Genomic DNA, 18,128 nt, shown 5'->3' with positions numbered 1-18,128 from the left:
CCGACGGTGTACTGCGGGCGCCGACGGGGGATCAGCGCACGCTGCGGATGGGGCGCACGGCGAGCGCGCCGAGTACCGACAGTACGGCGGCGATCAAGAACAGTGCCGTGTATCCGCCACTCAGCGAGACGACCAGCGAGGCCACGAAGGGGGCCACGATCTGCGGACCCGCGTTGGCGACGTTGAGGACGCCCATGTCCCGGGCCGCGTCCTCGGCCTTGGGCAGCACCATGGTCACCAGGGCGGTGTCGACGGCCATGTAGCAGCCGAAGCCGAGGCCGTTGACCATGGCGAAGACGAGCATCGCCGTCCAGCTCGTCGAGGCGGCCGGGATGAGCAGCGCGACGGCGGCGAGCGCGGCCGAGGCGCTCACGAAGAGCTTGCGCCGGTCGAAGCGGTCCGACAGCCAGCCGCCGAGCACCGTGGAGACCACCATGGCGACCGCGTTGAGCGGCATGAGGATCGCCACGGCCTCCTCGGGGCTCAGCCCGGCGGGCAGTTCGGTGTGGTCCTTGAGGATGTACAGCTGGAATCCGGCCACCGCGAAGTAGCCGAGGATCAGCAGGGCTCGGCCGATGAAGGCCCAGCGGAAGTCGTGGTTCCCGAGGGCGCTGCCGAAGGCCGCGATCTGCTCCTTGACCGGCAGTGAGGCCTTGGGGGGCATCCGCCGTTCGCGGGCGCAGACCGAGAACAGCACGGCGGTGGCCGCGACGATCGCTCCGAAGACCAGATAGCCGGTGCGGTAGTTCTCGGAGAAGGCTGCGCCGACGAGGGCGCCGATCGTCGAGCCGATGGGGAGGCCGAGACCGACGGCGGCCGAGGCCTTGCCCCGGGCGGCCACGGGGACCCGGTCGGGCACCACGGAGGTCAGGGCCGCCTGGTAGATGTTCATGACGGCCTGGCCCAGACACCAGGCGATGGTCACGAGCAGGATCGTGTGCACGCCGCCGAGGAGCAGCATCACGGGGAGGGCGAGCAGCCCGCCCGCGAGGATCCACGGGTTGCGGCGGCCCGAGCGGTCCGAGAGGGCGCCCGCGACCGGGTTGAAGACGGTGGCGAAGATCGCGGATATTCCGGAGACGAGGCCGAAGTTGGCGACCTTGTCGGCGGGGTCGATGTCCTCGATCTGGAGCGCGAGGAGCATGCCGGGAACGCCGACGTACAAGGCGTACATCGCGGTGTTCCCGGCGAGGAGCAGGGGCAGCAGGCCGCGCGTCGGCCGGTCGGCCGCGGGGGAGCCGGGGCCTGTCGTGCCGGTTTCGGAGCCGGTTTCGCGGGAGGAAAGGGCCACTGTGCCCTCCTGGGGAGATCGCCCGACGAAAGGGCGAGAGGCGGATCGAACGGTAGGGTTACACGTGTCAGTGACACGTGTGAGCACTGTGTAGCACTCGATTCCGGCCATCCGCCAGACCCGGGGCCGGATTGTTCTGGAAAGATGCCGGAGCGATGAGCCAGCCAACCGAACACTCCCCCGAACGCCCCACCGGGCGCGCGGTCCCGACCAGCGCCGATGTCGCCCGCCTCGCGGGCGTCTCCCGGGCCACCGTCTCGTACGTCCTCAACAACACCTCGGCCGTCCGCATCAGCGAGCCCACCCGCCGCCGGGTGCGCGAAGCGGCCGAGGAACTGGGATACGTGCCCCACGCCGCCGCCCGCAGCCTGCGCGCCGGCCACAGCCGGATGGTGCTGCTGCCGGCCTCCCACGTCCCGGTGGGACCGCTCTACAGCCAGTTCTTCAACGAGTTCCAGTGGGCGCTGCGACGCCTCGACTACACGGTGGTCCAGTACGGCAGCGTCGGCCTGGAGGGCGAGGAGGCCGCCCGCGCCTGGGCCGAGCTCCGGCCGGTGGCCGTGGTCTCGCTCGGCGAGGTCCAGCTCACCGGACAGGGCGTCGAGATCCTCAAGCGGTCCGGGGCCCGGGCCGTCATCACCCTCGGCACCCGGGGTGTCGAGGGCACCCATGCCCTCGTCATGGACCAGGGACGGGTGGGCGAGGTGGCCACCGCGCACCTCGTGGAGAGCGGGCGGCGCCGGATCGGCGTCGTCATCCCCGAGGAGCCGGGCCTCGGGATGTTCTCCGGCCCGCGTCTCGACGGCGCGCGGCGCGCGGTGGAGGGCACCGGCGCCACCGTCGTACCCCTGCCCCTGCGGTACGAGGAGGAGTCGGCGAACAGTCTCGCCGCCCGCTGGCGCGAGCTCGGCCTCGACGGCGTCTTCGCCTACAACGACGAGTACGCGATGCTCCTGATGGGGGCGCTCCAGGACGCGGGCGTCGCCGTGCCGCAGGACACCGCCGTCGTCGGCGCCGACGACCTGCTCCTCGGCCGGCTCCTGCGACCCCGCCTCAGCACCGTACGGATCGACATGGTCCTCGGGCGCGAGCTGGCCGAACTGGTCGACCGGGCCGTCCGGGAACCGGAGGCCCCGCCCCGCACCCGCGCCCTGCTGGCCTCGCAGGTCGTCCGGCGGGAGTCGAGCTGAGCGCTCGCCCGGTCGGCGCCGGGGCGAGCGGGCGCCGGACGGCAGGCCGGTGGGTCGGCCCGGGTGTCCGGGTGGCGGTCTCGGCGGGTCTCGGCCCGGTGTCCGGGTGGCGGCCCGGCGGGTGTCGCCCCCGGCGTCCGGCCGTCGGCCCGGCGTCCGTCCGGCGGGACCCCGGCCGAACGCTTAGCGTCGGTGCATGAGCACAGTTCCGCAGCGTTTCGAGATCCTGCTGGTGCCCGCGCACGTCGAGGACCGGGGCGGCGCCTCCGTCACGGACAGCGCCGTCCGCACGGCCGTCGTGGAGGCCACCGGGCGCCACGGCGAGTCGGGTTACCCGATCTACGAGGGGCACGGCATCAGGGCCGACATCGACCCCGGGACGCGGACCGTGGAGGCGCTCCTCGTCGACGGGCGCGAGCTGGACTACGGTCTGACCGCCCTCGTCCGCCCGGCGGCACGCGACTGACCTGGGACGCTTTCCCGCGCGATGTCCCGAAACGGCCCGTTGACACAGCGGTCCTCCCGGCAGAGACTCTGCGCGCGCGCCAAGACGAAAGCCTTCGAGGCGAACGTCTTGTCACCAGGCGAACAGAGTCGTTCCGAAGGTCACGTGGGAGAGAACCGATGAGCATCCGCGACGTCTACATCGTCGACGCCGTCCGCACCCCGATAGGGAAGTTCGGGGGCGCCCTCGCCTCCGTGCGCCCCGACGACCTCGCGGCACATGTCGTCCGGGCCCTCGTCGACCGCTCGCCGGCGCTCGACCCGGCCCGCGTCGACGACGTCTACTTCGGCGACGCCAACGGCGCGGGCGAGGACAACCGCGACGTGGCGCGGATGGCCGTCCTGCTCGCGGGGCTGCCCGTGTCCGTCCCGGGCGTCACCGTGAACCGCCTCTGCGGCTCCGGTCTCGAGGCCGTCATCCAGGCGGCCCGCGCCATCGCCCTCGGTGACGCGTCCGTGGCGATCGCCGGCGGCGTCGAGTCGATGTCCCGCGCCCCCTGGGTCCTGCAGAAGCCCGAGCGGGCCTTCCCCGCGGGTCACCAGCAGCTCCACTCGACGACCCTCGGCTGGCGCATGACGAACCCCCGCATGCCCGCCGAGTGGACGGTCGCGCTCGGCGAGGGCGCGGAGCTGATCGCCGACAAGCACGGCATCACCCGTGAGCAGCAGGACGCCTTCGCGCTCGCCAGCCACCGCAAGGCGGCCGAGGCCTGGGCGAAGGGACTCTACGACGACGAGGTCGTCCCCTACCCGGGGGCCGAGCTCGCCCGCGACGAGTGCATCCGCGACTCCACGTCCATGGAGGCCCTCGCCAAGCTGAAGCCCTCCTTCCGCCCCGACGGGGGCACCGTCACGGCGGGCAACTCCTCGCCGCTCAACGACGGCGCGGCGGCCCTGCTGCTCGTCGACGAGGACGGACTGCGCGAGACCGGCCGGGAGCCGCTCGCCCGGATCCGGACGTCCGCCGTCACCGGGATCGAGCCCCAGCTCTTCGGCCTCGGACCGGTCGAGGCGGCCCGGCGGGCCCTGGACAGGGCGGGGCGCTCCTTCGCCGACCTGCGGACCTTCGAGCTGAACGAGGCCTTCGCGGCCCAGTCGCTCGGCTGCCTCGCCGAATGGCCGGAACTCGACCCCGAGATCGTCAACCCGCGCGGCGGCGCCGTGGCCATCGGCCACCCCCTGGGCGCGTCCGGTGCGCGCCTCGCCGGATCGGTCGCCCACCAGCTGGCCGCGGCCGGCTCGGGCACCGGCCTCGCGGCGCTCTGCATCGGCGTCGGCCAGGGGCTCGCCCTGGTCCTGGAGCGCTGAGCCGCAGGACGGCACGGGCCGGGCGGCGCCGGACCGGAGAGCAGGGGACCGGACGGCACGGGACCGGACAGCACGGCCCGGGCGACACCGCACCGGAACGCACGCGAGGGGGGTACGGGAGAGCATCCCGTACCCCCCTCGCGGTGGGTCACGCCTGCTTGGCGTCCTCGACGGACTTGCGGACCTCGTCCATGTCCAGCTTGCGCGCCTGGCCGATGACGTCCTCGAGCGCGGCCTCCGGCAGCGCGCCGGGCTGCGCGAAGATCGCCACGTTGTCCCGCACGATCATCAGCGTCGGGATCGAGCGGATCTCGAACGCGGCCGCCAGCTCCTGCTGCGCCTCGGTGTCCACCTTGGCGAAGACCAGGTCCTGGTGACGCTCCGACGCGGCCTCGTAGACCGGGGCGAACTGACGGCAGGGACCGCACCAGGAAGCCCAGAAGTCGATCAGGACGAACTCGTTTCCGCTCACGACCTCGTCGAAATTGTCCTTGGTGAGCTCTACGGTGCTCATGCTTCCTACCTTTCAGGTCTCCTGGCGGTGTCCTCACGGTCCCCTGGGGACTCGCCCCGCACAACCGCGTATCGAGCCGCGCTATTCCGTACCGCTGAGCCAGACTGTCACTCATGACACGAACGGTGGAAAGCGAGCACGAGTACGCGTACGACGTGGTCGTCCTGGGCGCCGGCCCGGTGGGGGAGAACGTCGTCGACCGGGTGCGGGCCGCGGGCCTCAGCGCCGCGATCGTCGAGAGCGAGCTGATCGGCGGCGAGTGCTCGTACTGGGCCTGCATGCCCAGCAAGGCCCTCCTTCGCCCCGTGATCGCCCGCTCCGACGCCCGGAAGGTGGCGGGCCTGCGCGAGTCCGTCTACGGCCCGCTGGACGCCCTGGAGGTCTTCGCCCATCGGGACGCGGTCGTCGGCGACTGGAAGGACGACGGCCAGCTGGACTGGCTGGACTCGATCGACGTACGGATCTTCCGGGGCCACGGCCGCCTCCTCGGCCCCCGCCGGGTCGAGGTCGCGGGCCCCGAGGGCGAGCGTCATGTCCTCACCGCCCGCCACGCCGTCGCCGTCTGCACCGGCAGCCGCGCCGTCCTCCCCGATCTGCCCGGCCTGCCAGGGGCGCGCCCCTGGACCAGCCGCGAGGCGACCAGCTCCGACCGGGTGCCCGGGCGGCTGATCGTGGTCGGCGGGGGAGTCGTGGGCGTCGAGATGGCGACGGCCTGGCACGCCTTCGGCGCGAAGGTGACGATGCTCGTACGGGGCGGGGGGCTGCTGCCCCGGATGGAACCCTTCGTCGGCGAGCACGTGGCCGAGGCCCTCACCGCGCGCGGCGCGGACATCCGCACCGGCGTCTCGGTCAGCGCGGTGGTGCGCGACGGAGGTACGGGACCGGTGACCGTGGTCCTGGAGGGCGGCGACCACGTGGAGGGCGACCAGGTGCTCTTCGCGACCGGCCGGGCCCCGCGCACCGAGGACATCGGCCTGGAGGAGGTCGGCCTGGAGCCGGGCTCCTGGCTGGACGTGGACGACAGCCTCAAGGTCGTCGGCACCGACTGGCTGTACGCCGTCGGGGACGTCAACCACCGCGCGCTCCTGACCCACCAGGGCAAGTACCAGGCCCGGATCGCCGGCGCCGCCATCGCGGCGCGTGCGCAGGGCGACGGGGCCCTGGACGAGTCGAGCTGGGGCGCGCACGCGGCCACCGCCGACCACGCCGCCGTACCGCAGGTGGTGTTCAGCGACCCCGAGGCGGCCGCCGTCGGGCTCTCGCTCGCCGAGGCCGAGCGGGCCGGACACCGGGTCCGGGCCGTGGACATCGACATGAGCGGGGTCGCCGGTGCGGGTCTCTACGCCCAGGGCTACCGCGGGCACGCCCGGATGGTCGTCGATCTCGACCGAGAGGTGATCCTCGGCGCGTCCTTCGTCGGCCCGGGGATCGGCGAGCTCGTCCACTCGGCGACGGTCGCGGTCGTCGGCGAGGTCCCGATCGCCCGTCTGTGGCACGCCGTACCGTCGTACCCGACGCTGAGCGAGTCGTGGCTGCGTCTGCTGGAGGCCTACCGGGGCTGATGATCCGTCACTTCGCTGCGTCGTAAGGGGTGTCGGCGGCTTCGGGGCTGTAGGGGGCGATCAGCGCCCGGGCCGCCGAGCGGGCCGCCTCCAGGGCCGGCCGCGGATCGCGGCCGGACTCCTGGCCGAGGACGACCCGGGTGCTCAACCCGTCGAGGAGGGCCAGGAGTTCGGAGGCGCGGGCGCCGGCGTCGAGCGGGGCGAAGCGCCGCCGCGCGACCCCGGCGGCGAGGAGCGACTCCAGGTCCTCCTGCCAGCCCCGGTCCAGCTCCTCCTGGGCCTCGCCGAGCGCCGTGTTTCCGGGGGTTCGGGCCCAGAGCTCGATCCACAGGGTCCAGCGCGGGTCGCGCGGCCCGCGCGGCAGATAGAGCCGGAGGAACCCGTCGAGCTTGCGCTCGGCGGGGACCCGCCGGGACAGCAGTGCCCGGCGCTCCTCGGCCAGCGCCGCCTCGCTCCACCGGAGCGCGGCGAGCAGCAGGAGGTCCTTGCTGCCGAAGTAGTACAGGATGTGGCCGCCGCTCGTGCCGAGCCGCTCCGCGAGCGCCGACATCGTCAGCGAGGAGAGGCCGTCCTCGGCGATCGCCGTCATGGCCTCCTCCAGCATCCGCTCCTGGGTGACGTGCCCGTCCCGCCGTCGTGCCGCCCCTGCCACCGCCACTGTCCCCGTTCCGTCGTTCCGTCGGTGTTCCTGCTCGGGGTCGACCTTAATCGCAACCCCCGGAGGTCTTGACGTGGCCGGAACCCATCGCACATCTTGAATGCCATTCAAGAACTTAGAACGGTATTCAAGATCAGGAGGTGCGGTGTGCTCGGACACGAGACGGCGCCCGGGACCACGGCGGCCGGGACCACGGCGACCAAGGCCCGGGACGAGGTGTTCCAGGTCGAGGAGCACGGGATCGACCCCATCCCCGACGCCGAACGGCACGGCGGCGCCAAGGACGTCTTCTGGCTCTGGTTCGGCTCGAACCTCACCTTCACCTATGTGATCAACGGCGCCCTCGCCGTCGCCTTCGGCCTCTCCTTCTGGCAGGCCACCGCCGTCGTCGTGATCGGCGGCCTCTCCTTCCTCGCCATCGGCGCGGCCGGACTCAGTGGTGTACGGACCGGCACCGCCACCCTCGTCATCTCCCGCGCGGCCTTCGGTCCGCGCGGCAACTGGCCCGCCGGCCTGCTCAACTGGATCGTCAGCATCGGCTACACCATCGTGAACACCGTGGTGGGCACCCTCGCCCTGGAGGCCTTCTTCGCCGACCTCGGCTGGAGCGGCGGGGGTGCCGCCCGTGCCCTCGCCCTCGCCGTCACCCTCGCGTTGACCTTCGCCGTCGCCCTCTGGGGCCACGCCACCGTCCAGTTCGCCGAACGCTGGATGGCCTACGTCCTCGCCGTCGGCTTCGCCGCCCTGCTCGTCCTCGTCCTGCCCGGCGCCGACACCTCCGCCCCGTCCGCCGCGCCCGGCGCCGCCGGCTGGAGCCTCGCCTTCGTCGTGATGCTCGCGGGCCCCTTCTCGTACCTCCCCATGCCCGCCGACTACACCCGCTATCTGCCCCGCACGACCTCCCTCAAGGCCGTGACCTGGAGCGGAGCGCTCGGCGGCTTCGTCTCCTCCGTGGCCCTCGGGGTCGCGGGAGTGGCCGCCGCGACCCAGGTCGACATGACCGACGCCGTCGCGGGCACCGAGAGCCTGCTCCCCGGCTGGTTCCAGCCGCTCTTCCTCGCCCTGGTCCTCGGCGGATCGGTCACCAACTCGATCATCACGCTCTACTCGTCGAGCCTGAACCTCCAGGTCCTCGGCATCCCCTGGAGCAGGGCCCGCGCCATCGTCATCAGCGCCGCAGTGACCGCAGTCGGCTCCCTCGGAGCCCTCTTCCTCACCGACTTCACCACCTCGCTCCTCTCCTTCCTCTCCCTCCTGATCATCGTCTTCGCCCCGTGGGGCGGCGTCTTCCTCGCCGACATGGTGCTCCGCCGCTGCACCTACGACTCCGCCGGACTGCACGCGACCACCGGCGGCGCGTACTGGTACCGCGGCGGCTGGCATCCGGCCGGCCTCACGGCGCTCGTCGCCGGCCTGCTCTTCTCGGCGCTCACCTGCGACTCCGAGCTGTGGACCGGCCCGCTCGTCGCCCCGCTCGGCGGCGCGGACCTCACACTGCTCGGCGCGGGAGTCTCGGCCCTGGTGTACGTGCTCCTCGCCCGACGGAGCGTGGCGCCGGTACGCCCCTGAGGCCGGCCCGCCACCGCCCGCACGCCACCCGCCACCGCCGGCACCCCACCCGCACCCTCCACACGCCCTCGCGCACCCCCGCACACCCTCGTACGTACGTCACGGAGTCACCCCGTATGAACGCCACCAGCCCCGCCACCGCTCCCTCCGCCCCCGCCGACCTCCTCCTCGTCGGGGCCCGGATCCACACCGTCGACCCCGCGCTCCCCGAGGCCCAGGCCCTCGCGGTCCGGGACCGCCGCATCGTCTGGATCGGCTCCGACGCCGAGGCCGGAGCCTGGACCGGGCCCGGCACCCGCGTTCTGGACGCCGGCGGACGGCTCGTCCTCCCCGGCTTCGTCGACGCCCACAACCACGTCCGCCTCGGCTCCGACGACGCCTGCGTCCAGCTCGCCGGAGCCCGCACCCTCGAAGCGATCCACGACCGCGTCCGCGCCTGGCACACCGCGCACCCGGACGCCGAGTGGATCGAGGCCGAGGCCTTCGACTACTCCGCCGTCCCCGGCGGACGCATGCCCACCGCCGCCGACCTCGACCAGGCCACCGGCGACACCCCCGCCTTCGTCCTCAGCTACGACGTCCACACCGCCTGGCTCAACACCGCCGCGCTCCGCCGCCTCGGTGTCGACCGCGACCACACCGACCTCCCCTTCGGGCGGGCCGTCACCGACCCGACGACCGGCGAGCCCACCGGATTCGTCAAGGACTTCGCGGTCAAGGGCCTCTCCCGCGAAGGCCACCGGGCCCTGCGCGAGCTCGGCGTGCCGTGGGCCTCGCCGGACCGGCAGTACGGCCGGCTCGCGAAGAGCCTCGACGACGCCATAGGCTTCGGCATCACCACGGTCGTCGAACCGCAGAACTCCCTCGACGACCTCGCCCTCTTCGCGCGCGCCCGCGCCGAGGGCCGCCTGCGCTCCCGGATCGTCGCCGCGCTCTTCCACCCGCGCGGCACGACCGAGGCCGACCTGGACGAGTTCGAGGCCGCCGCCGAGGAGTTCGCGGACGACCGGCTGCGCGTCGGCCCGCTCAAGCTCTACATCGACGACGTCGTGGAGCCCCGTACGGCGGCTCTCCTGGAGCCCTACGCGGGCTGCTCCCACCACCGCGGGGACACCTTCTACCCGCCCGAGGAGTTCGCCGGACTGCTCACCCGCCTCGACGCGCGCGGCTTCCAGTGCTTCGTCCACGCCACCGGCGACCGGGGCATCCGCACCGTCCTCGACTCCGTCGAGCGGGCCCGCGCCGCCAACGGGCCGCGCGACGCGCGCCACCAGATCGTCCACGTCGAGTGCCTCGACCCGGCCGACACCCCGCGCTTCGCCGAGCTCGGCGTCGTCGCCTGCATGCAGCCCCGGCACGCAGCCCCGGACATCGCGGGTCCGGGCCAGGACTGGGCCGAGAACGTCGGCCCCGAGCGCTGGCACAAGGCCTGGCCGCTGCGCAGCCTGAGCGAGGCGGGCGCCGTCCTCGCCCTCTCCAGCGACTGGAACGTCGCCGAGATGGACCCGATGGTCGGCATCCACGCCGCCGTCACCCGCCGCCCGCCCGGCGGCGGGGAGGCATGGACGGCGGGCGAGACGATCGACGTCGAAACCGCGGTCGAGGGCTACACGAGGGGTTCGGCGTACGCGAACTTCCTGGAGCACGAGCGGGGGTCGCTGACGGTCGGCAAGCTGGCCGACTTCGTCGTCCTCTCCCGCGACATCCTGCGCATCGCCCCGGAGGAGATCCCGGGCACGGTGGCGGAGACGGTCGTGGTGGCCGGGGAGGTCGTCGTGGAGAGGTGAGGTGGGCGTGGAGGGGTGAGGTGCCGTGGAGCGCGGAGGCGGTCGTGGAGCGGCGAGCGCCCATGTGAAGCGGTGAGCGCCCTCGCGGAGTGCGGGGACGGCCCGCCCCGGGAGGGGCGGGCCGTCGTGGGCACGGGGGAGTGCCCGGTCAGATCCGGTCGAGGATCTTCCGCAGGGCGGTGACCTCGGCGGACTGGGTCCGCACGACGTCGTCGGCGAGCGCCTTGGCCGTGGCGTTGCGGCCGTTCCTCTGCTCGTCCCTCGCCATGTCGACGGCGCCGTCGTGGTGGGCGATCATCAGCTCGGCGAACTTCCGGTCGAAGGCCTTGCCCTTGACGGCGGCCAGGTCCTTCATGTCCTGGTCCGACATCATTCCGGCCATGCCGTGACCGCTCCCGCCGCCGGAGCCGTGACCGGCGGAATCGGGCCGGCCCCAGCCCTTGAGCCAGGCCTTCATCTTCTGGATCTCCGGATCCTGGGCCTGCTCGATCGCGGTGACCAGCTTCTTGACCTCGGCGTCCTCGGCGCGTCCCCCGGCGAGCTTCGCCATCTCCAGGGCCTGCTCGTGGTGGGGGATCATCATCTGCGCGAACATGACGTCCGCGTCGTTGAACGCGCCGGTGGCGGCGGCCCCGGTGGCGGAGGGGGCCGCGGTGGCGGTGACGGCAGGGGCGCCGGACACGGACGGATCGCCGTGGTCCATGCCGCTCTTGCCGTCGTCCGTGCCGCAGGCGCTGAGCAGGAGCCCGGTCGCGGTGGCGGCGCCGACGAGGGCGATCTTCCGGGTGGTGCGGCGGGTGAAGGAACGCATGGGTGAGACCTCGAGTGCTGTGCGTACATTCGTACGGACGGAAAGGGGTGGCCGAAGGCGTTCACGGGCAGCGCGAGGCGCCCGCGGTGGCGTACGGCCTAGATCCGCAGTACGGACAGTCGTGCGAGGTCGGGAGCTCTGGGCGGGGGTGCGGGCGGGCCCGTCGCGGGGGCGAGCCCCGTGAGAAGGAGGGTGAGCCGGTCGGGGCGGCGGCCGAGCGCGGCCCGGACGAGGCCGGTGAGCAGCCAGCCGGCGAGGACGGCCACACACAAGGTGGTCATGTCCATCCCCGTACCGGCGGGCTCGTGCCGGGTGCCGGAGCCGTCGCCGTCATGGGCGCCTGTGTCGTGGACGGCGGTGGTGGCGGTGGCGGAGGTGGTGTCCATGCCGTCGCCGGACCCCTCGGGGTGGCCGACGGCATGCATCAGGAACACCCCGAGCGCGAGCACGACGACGAGCAGAAGGTGCGCGAGGGCGCCTTCCGCTCGTCTCGTTCGTTCCGCTCGGTGGGTGTGCACAGCCAGGACCTCCTGGCCGCCGAATATACCGGACGGGGGTATCAGGAACGCGTCAGGGACCTGGGGTGTGTCAGGCCTCAGGAGGGTGGGGTCTCGCCCGCCATGGCGGCGGCCATCCGCAGGTGCGGCGCGGCCTCGTCCGGGCGCCCCAGGCGCTCCAGGGTCCGGCCGAGCATCAGCCGGGCGTAGTGCTCGACCGGGTCGAGCTCCAGGATCGCCCGCAGCTCGGTCTCGGCCCGGGAGAGCTGGGCGGAGTGGTAGTAGGCCCGCGCGAGGAGGAGCCGCTGGGCCGTCTGCTCCGGGTGCTCGGCGACCAGGCCGCGCAGGATACGGACGGCGGTTCCGTACTCCTTCGCGTCGAAGAAGAACCGGGCGCGGTCCCAGCGTTCTCCGGCCGTTCCGAACTCGTAGTACGTGTCGCTCACTTGCCCGCCCTTTCCAGAGGCCCGGATCTGCCACCCTGTGGGGTGGTCGACCAGGTCAACACATCGAGATCGTTGAACATTCCACTACTGTCACCTCCCCGGACAGGAACAGGTTGAGCATGAGCAATCTTGATCGCCAGGCCCCGCTGACCGTGTGCGGCGGCCGCGGCTTCGTCGTCGCCGAGCCGGTACGGGAACTCCTCAGTCCCCGCCACGTCCGGCTCGGCGAGTCGACCGAGGTCCGCCGACTGCTCCCGAACCTGGGCCGTCGGATGGTCGGGGCCTGGGCCTTCGTCGACCACTACGGGCCGGACGACATCGCCGACGAAGCGGGCATGCAGGTCCCGCCCCACCCGCACATGGGGCTCCAGACCGTCAGCTGGCTCCACGACGGAGAAGTCCTGCACAGGGACTCCACGGGCAGTCTGCAGACGATCCGCCCGCGCGAACTGGGCCTGATGACCTCGGGCCGGGCCATCTCCCACTCGGAGGAGAGCCCGAAGCCGCACGCCCGCCTCCTTCACGGCGCCCAGCTCTGGGTGGCCCTCCCCGACGCCCACCGCCACGTGGAGCCGCACTTCCGGCACCACGCCGACCTGCCCCGGGTCACGGCCCCGGGAATGACGGCCACGGTCATCCTCGGCGACCTCGACGGCGCCACCTCGCCCGGCACGACATACACCCCGATCGTCGGCGCCGACCTCGCGCTCACGGCCGGCACCGAGACGAACCTCCCCCTGGACCCCGACTTCGAGTACGCGGTCCTGGCCATGTCCGGCGAGGCCCACGTCGACGGCGTCCCCGTCCTCCCCGGCTCCATGCTCTACCTCGGCTGCGGCCGCACCGCACTCCCCCTCCGCGCGGCCTCCGACGCCGGCCTCATGCTCCTCGGCGGCGAACCCTTCGAGGAGGAGATCGTCATGTGGTGGAACTTCGTGGGCCGCACGGACGAGGAGATCCGCGAGGCGAGAGAGGCCTGGACGGCGAGCGACCGCTTCGGCGAGGTCAAGGGCTACGACGGCGACCGCCTGGACGCCCCCGAGGTCCCGGCGACCCCGCTGAAGGCCCGGGGGAGGGTGCGCTGACCTGCGCCTTCCTCTCTGTCCGGCGTGCTCGTACGACCCGGCGCCCACCTGTCGCACCGTCGACGAGGTCGACGCCCGGCGCGGTCGGCCGCGTCTGCGGCGGCCGGGCGGGACATTCCCGGTGAGTCGGAGGAGCATCTATGGATGTGAGGCCGGCACGGCACGCCGCGCCGCCGAGGGGAAGGAGGCGGCGCACGTCGGCCGGCCGCGAGGAGGCGGCCATGATCGTCGACTGCGCTCATTACCGGGACGGGCGTCGGCAGCACGAGGGCGCGATGCCGCTGGAGCAGGCGGCCGCGCACTGCAGACTGGGCGGATTCGTCTGGCTGGGCATGTTCGAACCGAGCCCCGAGGAGCTGAGCCGGGTCCGTGAGGTCTTCGGACTGCACGAGCTGGCCGTCGAGGACGCCCGGACGTTCCACCTGCGGCCGAAGGCGGAGCAGTACGAGGACGGCACCGAACTGATCATCCTGCGCACCGCACGCTACGACGACGAGCGGGAGGAGATCGACACCGGCGAGATCAGCATCTTCCTCGCCGAACACTTCGTGATCACGGTTCGCCAGGGCATCGCGAGCGAGCTGCACGAAGCCCGGAGCCGGCTCGAGAGCCGCCCCGAGCTGCTGAAGACCGGCAGTGCCTCCACGCTGTGGGCCATCTTCGACCAGGTGGTCGACGGCTACGCACCGGTCGTCGAAGAGCTCGAACGCGACATCGAGCAGATCGAGGCCACCGTGTTCTCCGGATCGGTCGCACCGACCCAGCGGATCTACTTCCTGCGCCGTGAGGCGACCGACTTCTACCGCGCCGTGCACCCACTGCTCTCGGTACTGGGGCGGCGTCTGCAGTCCGGCAAGTCGCCCCGCGCGCTCCTCCCGTACATCCGCGACGTGCACGACCACCTGCTGCTGGTCAACGAGGAGGTCGCGGCCCAGCGCGACCTCCTGACCACCGTCCTGGAGGCGAACATCGCGGTGATCTCCGTCGAGCAGAACAAGATCAACCTCCGGCAGAGCGCCACCATGGAGCGGCTCACCATCCTCGCCAGTGTGTTCCTCCCGCTGTCCTTCGTGGTCGGCTTCTTCGGGCAGAACTTCGAGTGGCTGGTACGCCACATCAGCGGCTTCCCGGCCTTCCTCGTCCTCACCCTCTGCGGACTGCTGCTGCCCTGCCTGATGCTCTACGCCTGGCTGCGCCGCCGCCGCGGTCACCTGCCACAGCCGACGCCGGAGGTGACCAACCCGGTCCCCCGGGATCCGCCCGCCTCCACCGAGTGAGGACGGCACCGGCGCACCCGGTGGCCGCCCCACCGCCCGCGGGATATCGGGATATTCAGTGGGGCCACGGAGCCCTCGTCGGGCACAATGCCCGCGATGATCTCCACTGCCGACCAGCTGCTCGCCGCCCTCGAACCCCTGCCGCACGCCGCCCGGCTCCGGTTCACCGCAGTCACCGCTCACCGGCTCGCCGCCGGGGACGGACTGCGGCCCCTGCTCCTCGCCCTGGCCGCGGGCGGCCCGTACGAACGCCGCCTCGCCGCGCTGGCGGCGCTCGCGGCCGGAGAGCCGGACCACCTGGTGACCCGGCTCGCTGACCCGGACCCCGTGGTCCGCCGGTACGCACTGCGCGGCGCACGCCGACTGCCCGTCCCGGACGCCGCTGTCGAGGCCGCCTACGACGACGCGCCCGCCGTGGTCCGCGCCGACCTCGCGCGGCTGCTGCGCGACGGTCGAAGGCCCGGACTCGCCGAGCGGCTCGTGCTCCGGGTGCGCGGCGAGTACGGCGACCGGGACGCGGCCCGCCTGCTGCCGGGTTGCTCGACGGAGTTCACCGCACGACTGCTGCCCGAACTCGCGGGGGCGCTCGCGTCCGAGGGCTGGAGCGCGCTGGCCGTACGCCATCACGCCGCCGTCCTCGACCACGCGGAGCGGGAACTCGGGGGCATACCCCAGCGGTTGCGCGAACACTGGTGGAGGCGGCACGCCGCCGGAGTCGCCGCGGCGCTGCCCGCAGCGCCGGGGCGCGTCCTGGACCTGCTGGAGCGGTACGGCCCCGACAATCTGCCCGGTCCGCTGCACGACCGGCTGGGCGACCTCGTCGCGGTCGACGCCGAGCGTGTCGTGCGCTGGTTCGCCGCCCCCGACCGGACGGCCGCACGGTGGGAACGGACCCCAGGCCGAGCCGTCATGCGGCAGCTGGTGGCAGCGGACCCGCCGTCGCTGCCCCTGCTCGGGGCGCGGTGGTTCCACCGGGAGGCGTTCGGTGTGCTGCTGCGGTCGATGCCACCGGGGCGCCGGGCCCGCTTCGTGGACGCGGTCGTCACCGCGGGCGATCCGCGCGGGAACGTCCGCGCGCACGCGGGGGTGATCGCCCCGCTGCCCCCTTCGGAGCGGCACGCCCGTGCCCGTACCGCGATCGAGGCGGTCCGCGCCGAACCCCGTGGGGGCTGGGACCTCTGGGGCCTCCTCGCCCTGCTGCCGCCTGCCGAGGTCCGCCCCGAGCTGCTGGCCGGCCTCGGTACCGAGGACGCCGACGAGCGCGGGACGATCTGGTACCAGCTCATCGCGAACGCCGGCCACAGCCGGGAACCCGGACAGATCGCGGAGGTCCTCGCGCTGGCCTCCGGCCGGCTCACGAACGAGCGCGACCCCGTACGCGAGGAAGCCCTGTCCGCCGTCGCCGACCTGCCGGCGCCCGCACTCGTCGCAGCCCTCACGATCCGCGCCTCCGCCGGGGGGCGCACCGGGGCCGCGTCCGTGGAACGGCTCTGCCTCGACGGCCTGAGGGCCCGGGACTGCTCGCACACGACCCGGGACACGATCCGGACGCTGGCCGTCACACTCCTGTCCAGTGCCACGGAAAGGAACGTCGCCGACGGCGCGGCCCCCGCCGACGCGCCTGCCGAGGCCGTCGGTGCCACCGCCCTGCGGACCGCCGTCCGCCTCGTCGAGGCCCTGACCGCGCACACCGGAGCGATACGGCTCGAAGCCCTGGGCGCCCTGGTGGGCGGCGGTGGTGCGGGCGCCGTGCTCGGCGCGATCGGACCGTGGCTGGACCGGGCCGCCGCCTCCGGAGACGTCGCGCCGCTGCTCGCGCTGGTCAGGTCCGCCGGACGCCACGCGTACCGGATCCCGGACCTCCAGAAGCGTCTCGGACAGGCCCTGGGCGCCTGCCCCGACGGGGTCTACGGGGAGGTCGCCGCGGCCTGGCTGGCCGACCCGGCGTCGCGGGGCGACCGCGTGGCCGAGCTGCTGGCGCGGGAGCCGTCCGCGGCCTTCGTACCCGAGGTGCTGGCCGTCCTCGCCGCGGAACGCACCGACCTGCTGGACCGCGCCCTGCTCGGGACACCTCCCCCGGGCGGCCGGTTCCCCGCGGCCGGGGCTCCCCGGCCGTTGCCCCCGTTCCGGTACGCCGACCGGTGGCTGCCCCGGCAGCAGGAGGCCGCGGTCCGGCTGGCCGCGACCGTCATCGCCGATCCCGGCCGTGGTCTCGACGAACGCGCCGCGCTGCTCCGCGCGGTGGCCCCGGTGCCGGAGCACGGCAGGGCTCTCCTCCAGCGGTACACGGCCCCGGCGCGGAGCCTGCCCGGGCCGGAGGGGACGGAGGATCCCTCGGCCGACGAGGCCGGGTCCCCCCTGACGGCGGCGGCTCTGGACGCGGCCGCCCACACCGACGACCCGGCCTCGGCCCTGGGCGCCCTTCTCGACCACGCGGGCGACGACCGGGCGGCGGCCGCCTGGTCCGCGGCCGCCCGTGCCGCGGCCCACGCCCGGCCCAGCCGGGTGGCCGCCCTGCTCCATGACGTCCTGACCCGTGAGACCGGAGTGAAGGTCACCGTCAGGAAGGCAGCCGCCCGGCTCGCCGCCCGCCACCTGCCCCCGGGCGCCGCCACCGCGCTCCTCTCCACCGTGGGCCGTACCCCGGACATCCACCGGGACGTGCACGCCACCGTCGTCGGCCTGGCCGCGACGCTGCTGCCGGACGAGCGGATGTGGGCCCTGCTGGAGTCGGCGGTGGCCGACGGCCCCGAGACCGCTCGCGACGCGGTCCTGGACCTGAGCCCGGCGGACCTGGCCCCCGCCCACCGGTCGCGGTACGGGGAGTTCGTCGCCCGGCTGGCCCTCGCCCCCGGGGAACAGACGGCGGACCAAGCCCTGTTCGGCCTCCGCGACTGGGCGCCGTACACGCCCGCGGCCGGAAACGCCCTGGCGGACATCTACACGGACCTCGCCTCGCCCCTGAGCGTCCACCGGGCGGGGTACGCACTGACGGAGCTCGCCCAGTCCGGACTGCCCCACCCGATCGGCGGCGCGGCGCGCGGCACCCTTCTGCACGATGTCGTGGACCGCCTGCTGCTGCTCGTCGCGGCCGGCGAACCGGAGGACGGCGGGCGTGGCGGTGACCTCCCGGCGCGGCGTCGCCTCGACTCCCTCCTCGGCTCGGCGATCCGGGACCCTCGGATGTGCGCCGTCCTCGCCCGGCGGCTGGCCGCCGAACCGGCGGTCACCGCCACCCGCACCGCGCTCCTCGTCCGGGCGGTCGACCTGGCGGCGACGGAGCCCGAACTACTCCTCTCACTGTGTGAGTTGACCGCCGCGATCGCGGGTCGACCCGTCCTCGCGGCGCGAGTGGCTGAGGACATGGAGGAGGTACACCGATACGGCAGGCCGCTCGCCGGCCCCGGCGCCGTCCTGACCGCGGTGCGCGTCCTGAGCGGCGACGGCGGCCTCGTCGAAGGCCTTCTCGCCGTCGGTCTCGCCACGGCCCTCGGCAGCCGCCTTGACTGGCCGGAGCGTTGCCGAAAGGCCGTCGTGGAACTGCGCCGCCACCCGGAGTTGGAGGTCCGGGAGGCCGCGTACGCCACGGTCGTGGGCGGCGGCTGAACCCGCCGAGGGCGGCGGTGCGA

General features: G+C 73.5%; 15 protein-coding genes. 9 read left to right on the top strand and 6 right to left on the bottom strand.

The features are described 5' to 3' along the window. Window positions 1-31: 31 nt before the first annotated feature. Window positions 32-1,291, bottom strand: a complete 1,260-nt coding sequence (locus tag ACH4MY_RS12720; protein WP_398001493.1) for an MFS transporter — start codon at window positions 1,289-1,291, stop codon at window positions 32-34. A gap of 155 nt (window positions 1,292-1,446) precedes the next feature. On the opposite strand from ACH4MY_RS12720, the gene ACH4MY_RS12715 reads away from it, so the two are divergent. The 3 genes from ACH4MY_RS12715 (at window position 1,447) to ACH4MY_RS12705 (ending at window position 4,293) form a co-directional block, all read left to right on the top strand. After that, window positions 1,447-2,481 carry a LacI family DNA-binding transcriptional regulator gene (locus ACH4MY_RS12715; protein WP_398001491.1) on the top strand — a complete coding sequence of 345 codons (1,035 nt, stop codon included), beginning with the start codon at window positions 1,447-1,449 and terminating at the stop codon, window positions 2,479-2,481. 196 nt (window positions 2,482-2,677) lie between these two features. Further along, on the top strand, window positions 2,678-2,947 hold the full coding sequence (locus ACH4MY_RS12710) for a hypothetical protein (protein WP_398001488.1): 270 nt from the start codon (window positions 2,678-2,680) through the stop codon (window positions 2,945-2,947). Between the two features lie 158 nt (window positions 2,948-3,105). Beyond that, window positions 3,106-4,293 carry a thiolase family protein gene (locus ACH4MY_RS12705; protein ID WP_398001485.1) on the top strand — a complete coding sequence of 396 codons (1,188 nt, stop codon included), beginning with the start codon at window positions 3,106-3,108 and terminating at the stop codon, window positions 4,291-4,293. A 148-nt stretch (window positions 4,294-4,441) separates the two neighbouring features. Here ACH4MY_RS12705 and trxA read toward each other — a convergent pair whose 3' ends face one another. Further along, complete coding sequence (trxA, locus tag ACH4MY_RS12700) at window positions 4,442-4,807, bottom strand: thioredoxin (protein WP_327165592.1); 366 nt, start codon at window positions 4,805-4,807, stop codon at window positions 4,442-4,444. A gap of 113 nt (window positions 4,808-4,920) precedes the next feature. Here trxA and ACH4MY_RS12695 point away from each other — a divergent pair, with 113 nt between their 5' ends. Next, window positions 4,921-6,369, top strand: a complete 1,449-nt coding sequence (locus tag ACH4MY_RS12695; RefSeq protein WP_398001482.1) for a dihydrolipoyl dehydrogenase family protein — start codon at window positions 4,921-4,923, stop codon at window positions 6,367-6,369. Between the two features lie 7 nt (window positions 6,370-6,376). Here the strand turns inward: ACH4MY_RS12695 and ACH4MY_RS12690 are convergent, their stop codons facing one another. After that, a complete protein-coding gene (locus ACH4MY_RS12690; protein WP_398001480.1) occupies window positions 6,377-7,021 on the bottom strand; it encodes a TetR/AcrR family transcriptional regulator in 645 nt (214 codons plus the stop codon). Between the two features lie 153 nt (window positions 7,022-7,174). Between ACH4MY_RS12690 and ACH4MY_RS12685 the strand changes: the two genes are divergently transcribed. Continuing rightward, window positions 7,175-8,596: a purine-cytosine permease family protein gene (locus ACH4MY_RS12685; protein ID WP_398001477.1), complete on the top strand. Its 1,422-nt coding sequence runs from the start codon at window positions 7,175-7,177 to the stop codon at window positions 8,594-8,596. Window positions 8,597-8,712: 116 nt separating this feature from the next. Beyond that, complete coding sequence (locus tag ACH4MY_RS12680; protein ID WP_398001475.1) at window positions 8,713-10,383, top strand: amidohydrolase; 1,671 nt, start codon at window positions 8,713-8,715, stop codon at window positions 10,381-10,383. Window positions 10,384-10,531: 148 nt separating this feature from the next. Here ACH4MY_RS12680 and ACH4MY_RS12675 read toward each other — a convergent pair whose 3' ends face one another. The 3 genes from ACH4MY_RS12675 to ACH4MY_RS12665 all read right to left on the bottom strand — a co-directional run bounded on the left by ACH4MY_RS12675 (window position 10,532) and on the right by ACH4MY_RS12665 (window position 12,137). Further along, window positions 10,532-11,194, bottom strand: a complete 663-nt coding sequence (locus ACH4MY_RS12675; protein WP_398001473.1) for a DUF305 domain-containing protein — start codon at window positions 11,192-11,194, stop codon at window positions 10,532-10,534. 98 nt (window positions 11,195-11,292) lie between these two features. Continuing rightward, on the bottom strand, window positions 11,293-11,712 hold the full coding sequence (locus ACH4MY_RS12670) for a DUF6153 family protein (RefSeq protein WP_398001470.1): 420 nt from the start codon (window positions 11,710-11,712) through the stop codon (window positions 11,293-11,295). A 77-nt stretch (window positions 11,713-11,789) separates the two neighbouring features. After that, window positions 11,790-12,137: a tetratricopeptide repeat protein gene (locus ACH4MY_RS12665; protein WP_398001468.1), complete on the bottom strand. Its 348-nt coding sequence runs from the start codon at window positions 12,135-12,137 to the stop codon at window positions 11,790-11,792. A gap of 119 nt (window positions 12,138-12,256) precedes the next feature. Here ACH4MY_RS12665 and ACH4MY_RS12660 point away from each other — a divergent pair, with 119 nt between their 5' ends. The 3 genes from ACH4MY_RS12660 (at window position 12,257) to ACH4MY_RS12650 (ending at window position 18,105) form a co-directional block, all read left to right on the top strand. Continuing rightward, window positions 12,257-13,222: a pirin family protein gene (locus tag ACH4MY_RS12660; RefSeq protein ID WP_398001465.1), complete on the top strand. Its 966-nt coding sequence runs from the start codon at window positions 12,257-12,259 to the stop codon at window positions 13,220-13,222. 221 nt (window positions 13,223-13,443) lie between these two features. Next, window positions 13,444-14,499: a magnesium and cobalt transport protein CorA gene (locus ACH4MY_RS12655; protein WP_398001463.1), complete on the top strand. Its 1,056-nt coding sequence runs from the start codon at window positions 13,444-13,446 to the stop codon at window positions 14,497-14,499. A 96-nt stretch (window positions 14,500-14,595) separates the two neighbouring features. Further along, window positions 14,596-18,105: a hypothetical protein gene (locus tag ACH4MY_RS12650; RefSeq protein WP_398001460.1), complete on the top strand. Its 3,510-nt coding sequence runs from the start codon at window positions 14,596-14,598 to the stop codon at window positions 18,103-18,105. Window positions 18,106-18,128: the final 23 nt, after the last annotated feature.

Origin of the sequence: Streptomyces sp. NPDC017246, from assembly GCF_044331325.1 — a bacterium.
GTDB lineage: Bacteria > Actinomycetota > Actinomycetes > Streptomycetales > Streptomycetaceae > Streptomyces.
This window is presented reverse-complemented; position numbering and strand designations above follow the sequence as displayed.

What these genes read in the sequence shown, in the direction of transcription:
- ACH4MY_RS12650 (WP_398001460.1), top strand. Translation starts at nt 14,596, where the DNA reads ATGATCTCCACTGCCGACCAGCTGCTCGCCGCCCTCGAACCCCTGCCG.
- ACH4MY_RS12660 (WP_398001465.1), top strand. Translation starts at nt 12,257, where the DNA reads ATGAGCAATCTTGATCGCCAGGCCCCGCTGACCGTGTGCGGCGGCCGC.
- ACH4MY_RS12695 (WP_398001482.1), top strand. Translation starts at nt 4,921, where the DNA reads ATGACACGAACGGTGGAAAGCGAGCACGAGTACGCGTACGACGTGGTC.
- ACH4MY_RS12675 (WP_398001473.1), bottom strand. Translation starts at nt 11,194, where the DNA reads ATGCGTTCCTTCACCCGCCGCACCACCCGGAAGATCGCCCTCGTCGGC.
- ACH4MY_RS12715 (WP_398001491.1), top strand. Translation starts at nt 1,447, where the DNA reads ATGAGCCAGCCAACCGAACACTCCCCCGAACGCCCCACCGGGCGCGCG.
- trxA (WP_327165592.1), bottom strand. Translation starts at nt 4,807, where the DNA reads ATGAGCACCGTAGAGCTCACCAAGGACAATTTCGACGAGGTCGTGAGC.
- ACH4MY_RS12655 (WP_398001463.1), top strand. Translation starts at nt 13,444, where the DNA reads ATGATCGTCGACTGCGCTCATTACCGGGACGGGCGTCGGCAGCACGAG.
- ACH4MY_RS12705 (WP_398001485.1), top strand. Translation starts at nt 3,106, where the DNA reads ATGAGCATCCGCGACGTCTACATCGTCGACGCCGTCCGCACCCCGATA.
- ACH4MY_RS12680 (WP_398001475.1), top strand. Translation starts at nt 8,713, where the DNA reads ATGAACGCCACCAGCCCCGCCACCGCTCCCTCCGCCCCCGCCGACCTC.
- ACH4MY_RS12710 (WP_398001488.1), top strand. Translation starts at nt 2,678, where the DNA reads ATGAGCACAGTTCCGCAGCGTTTCGAGATCCTGCTGGTGCCCGCGCAC.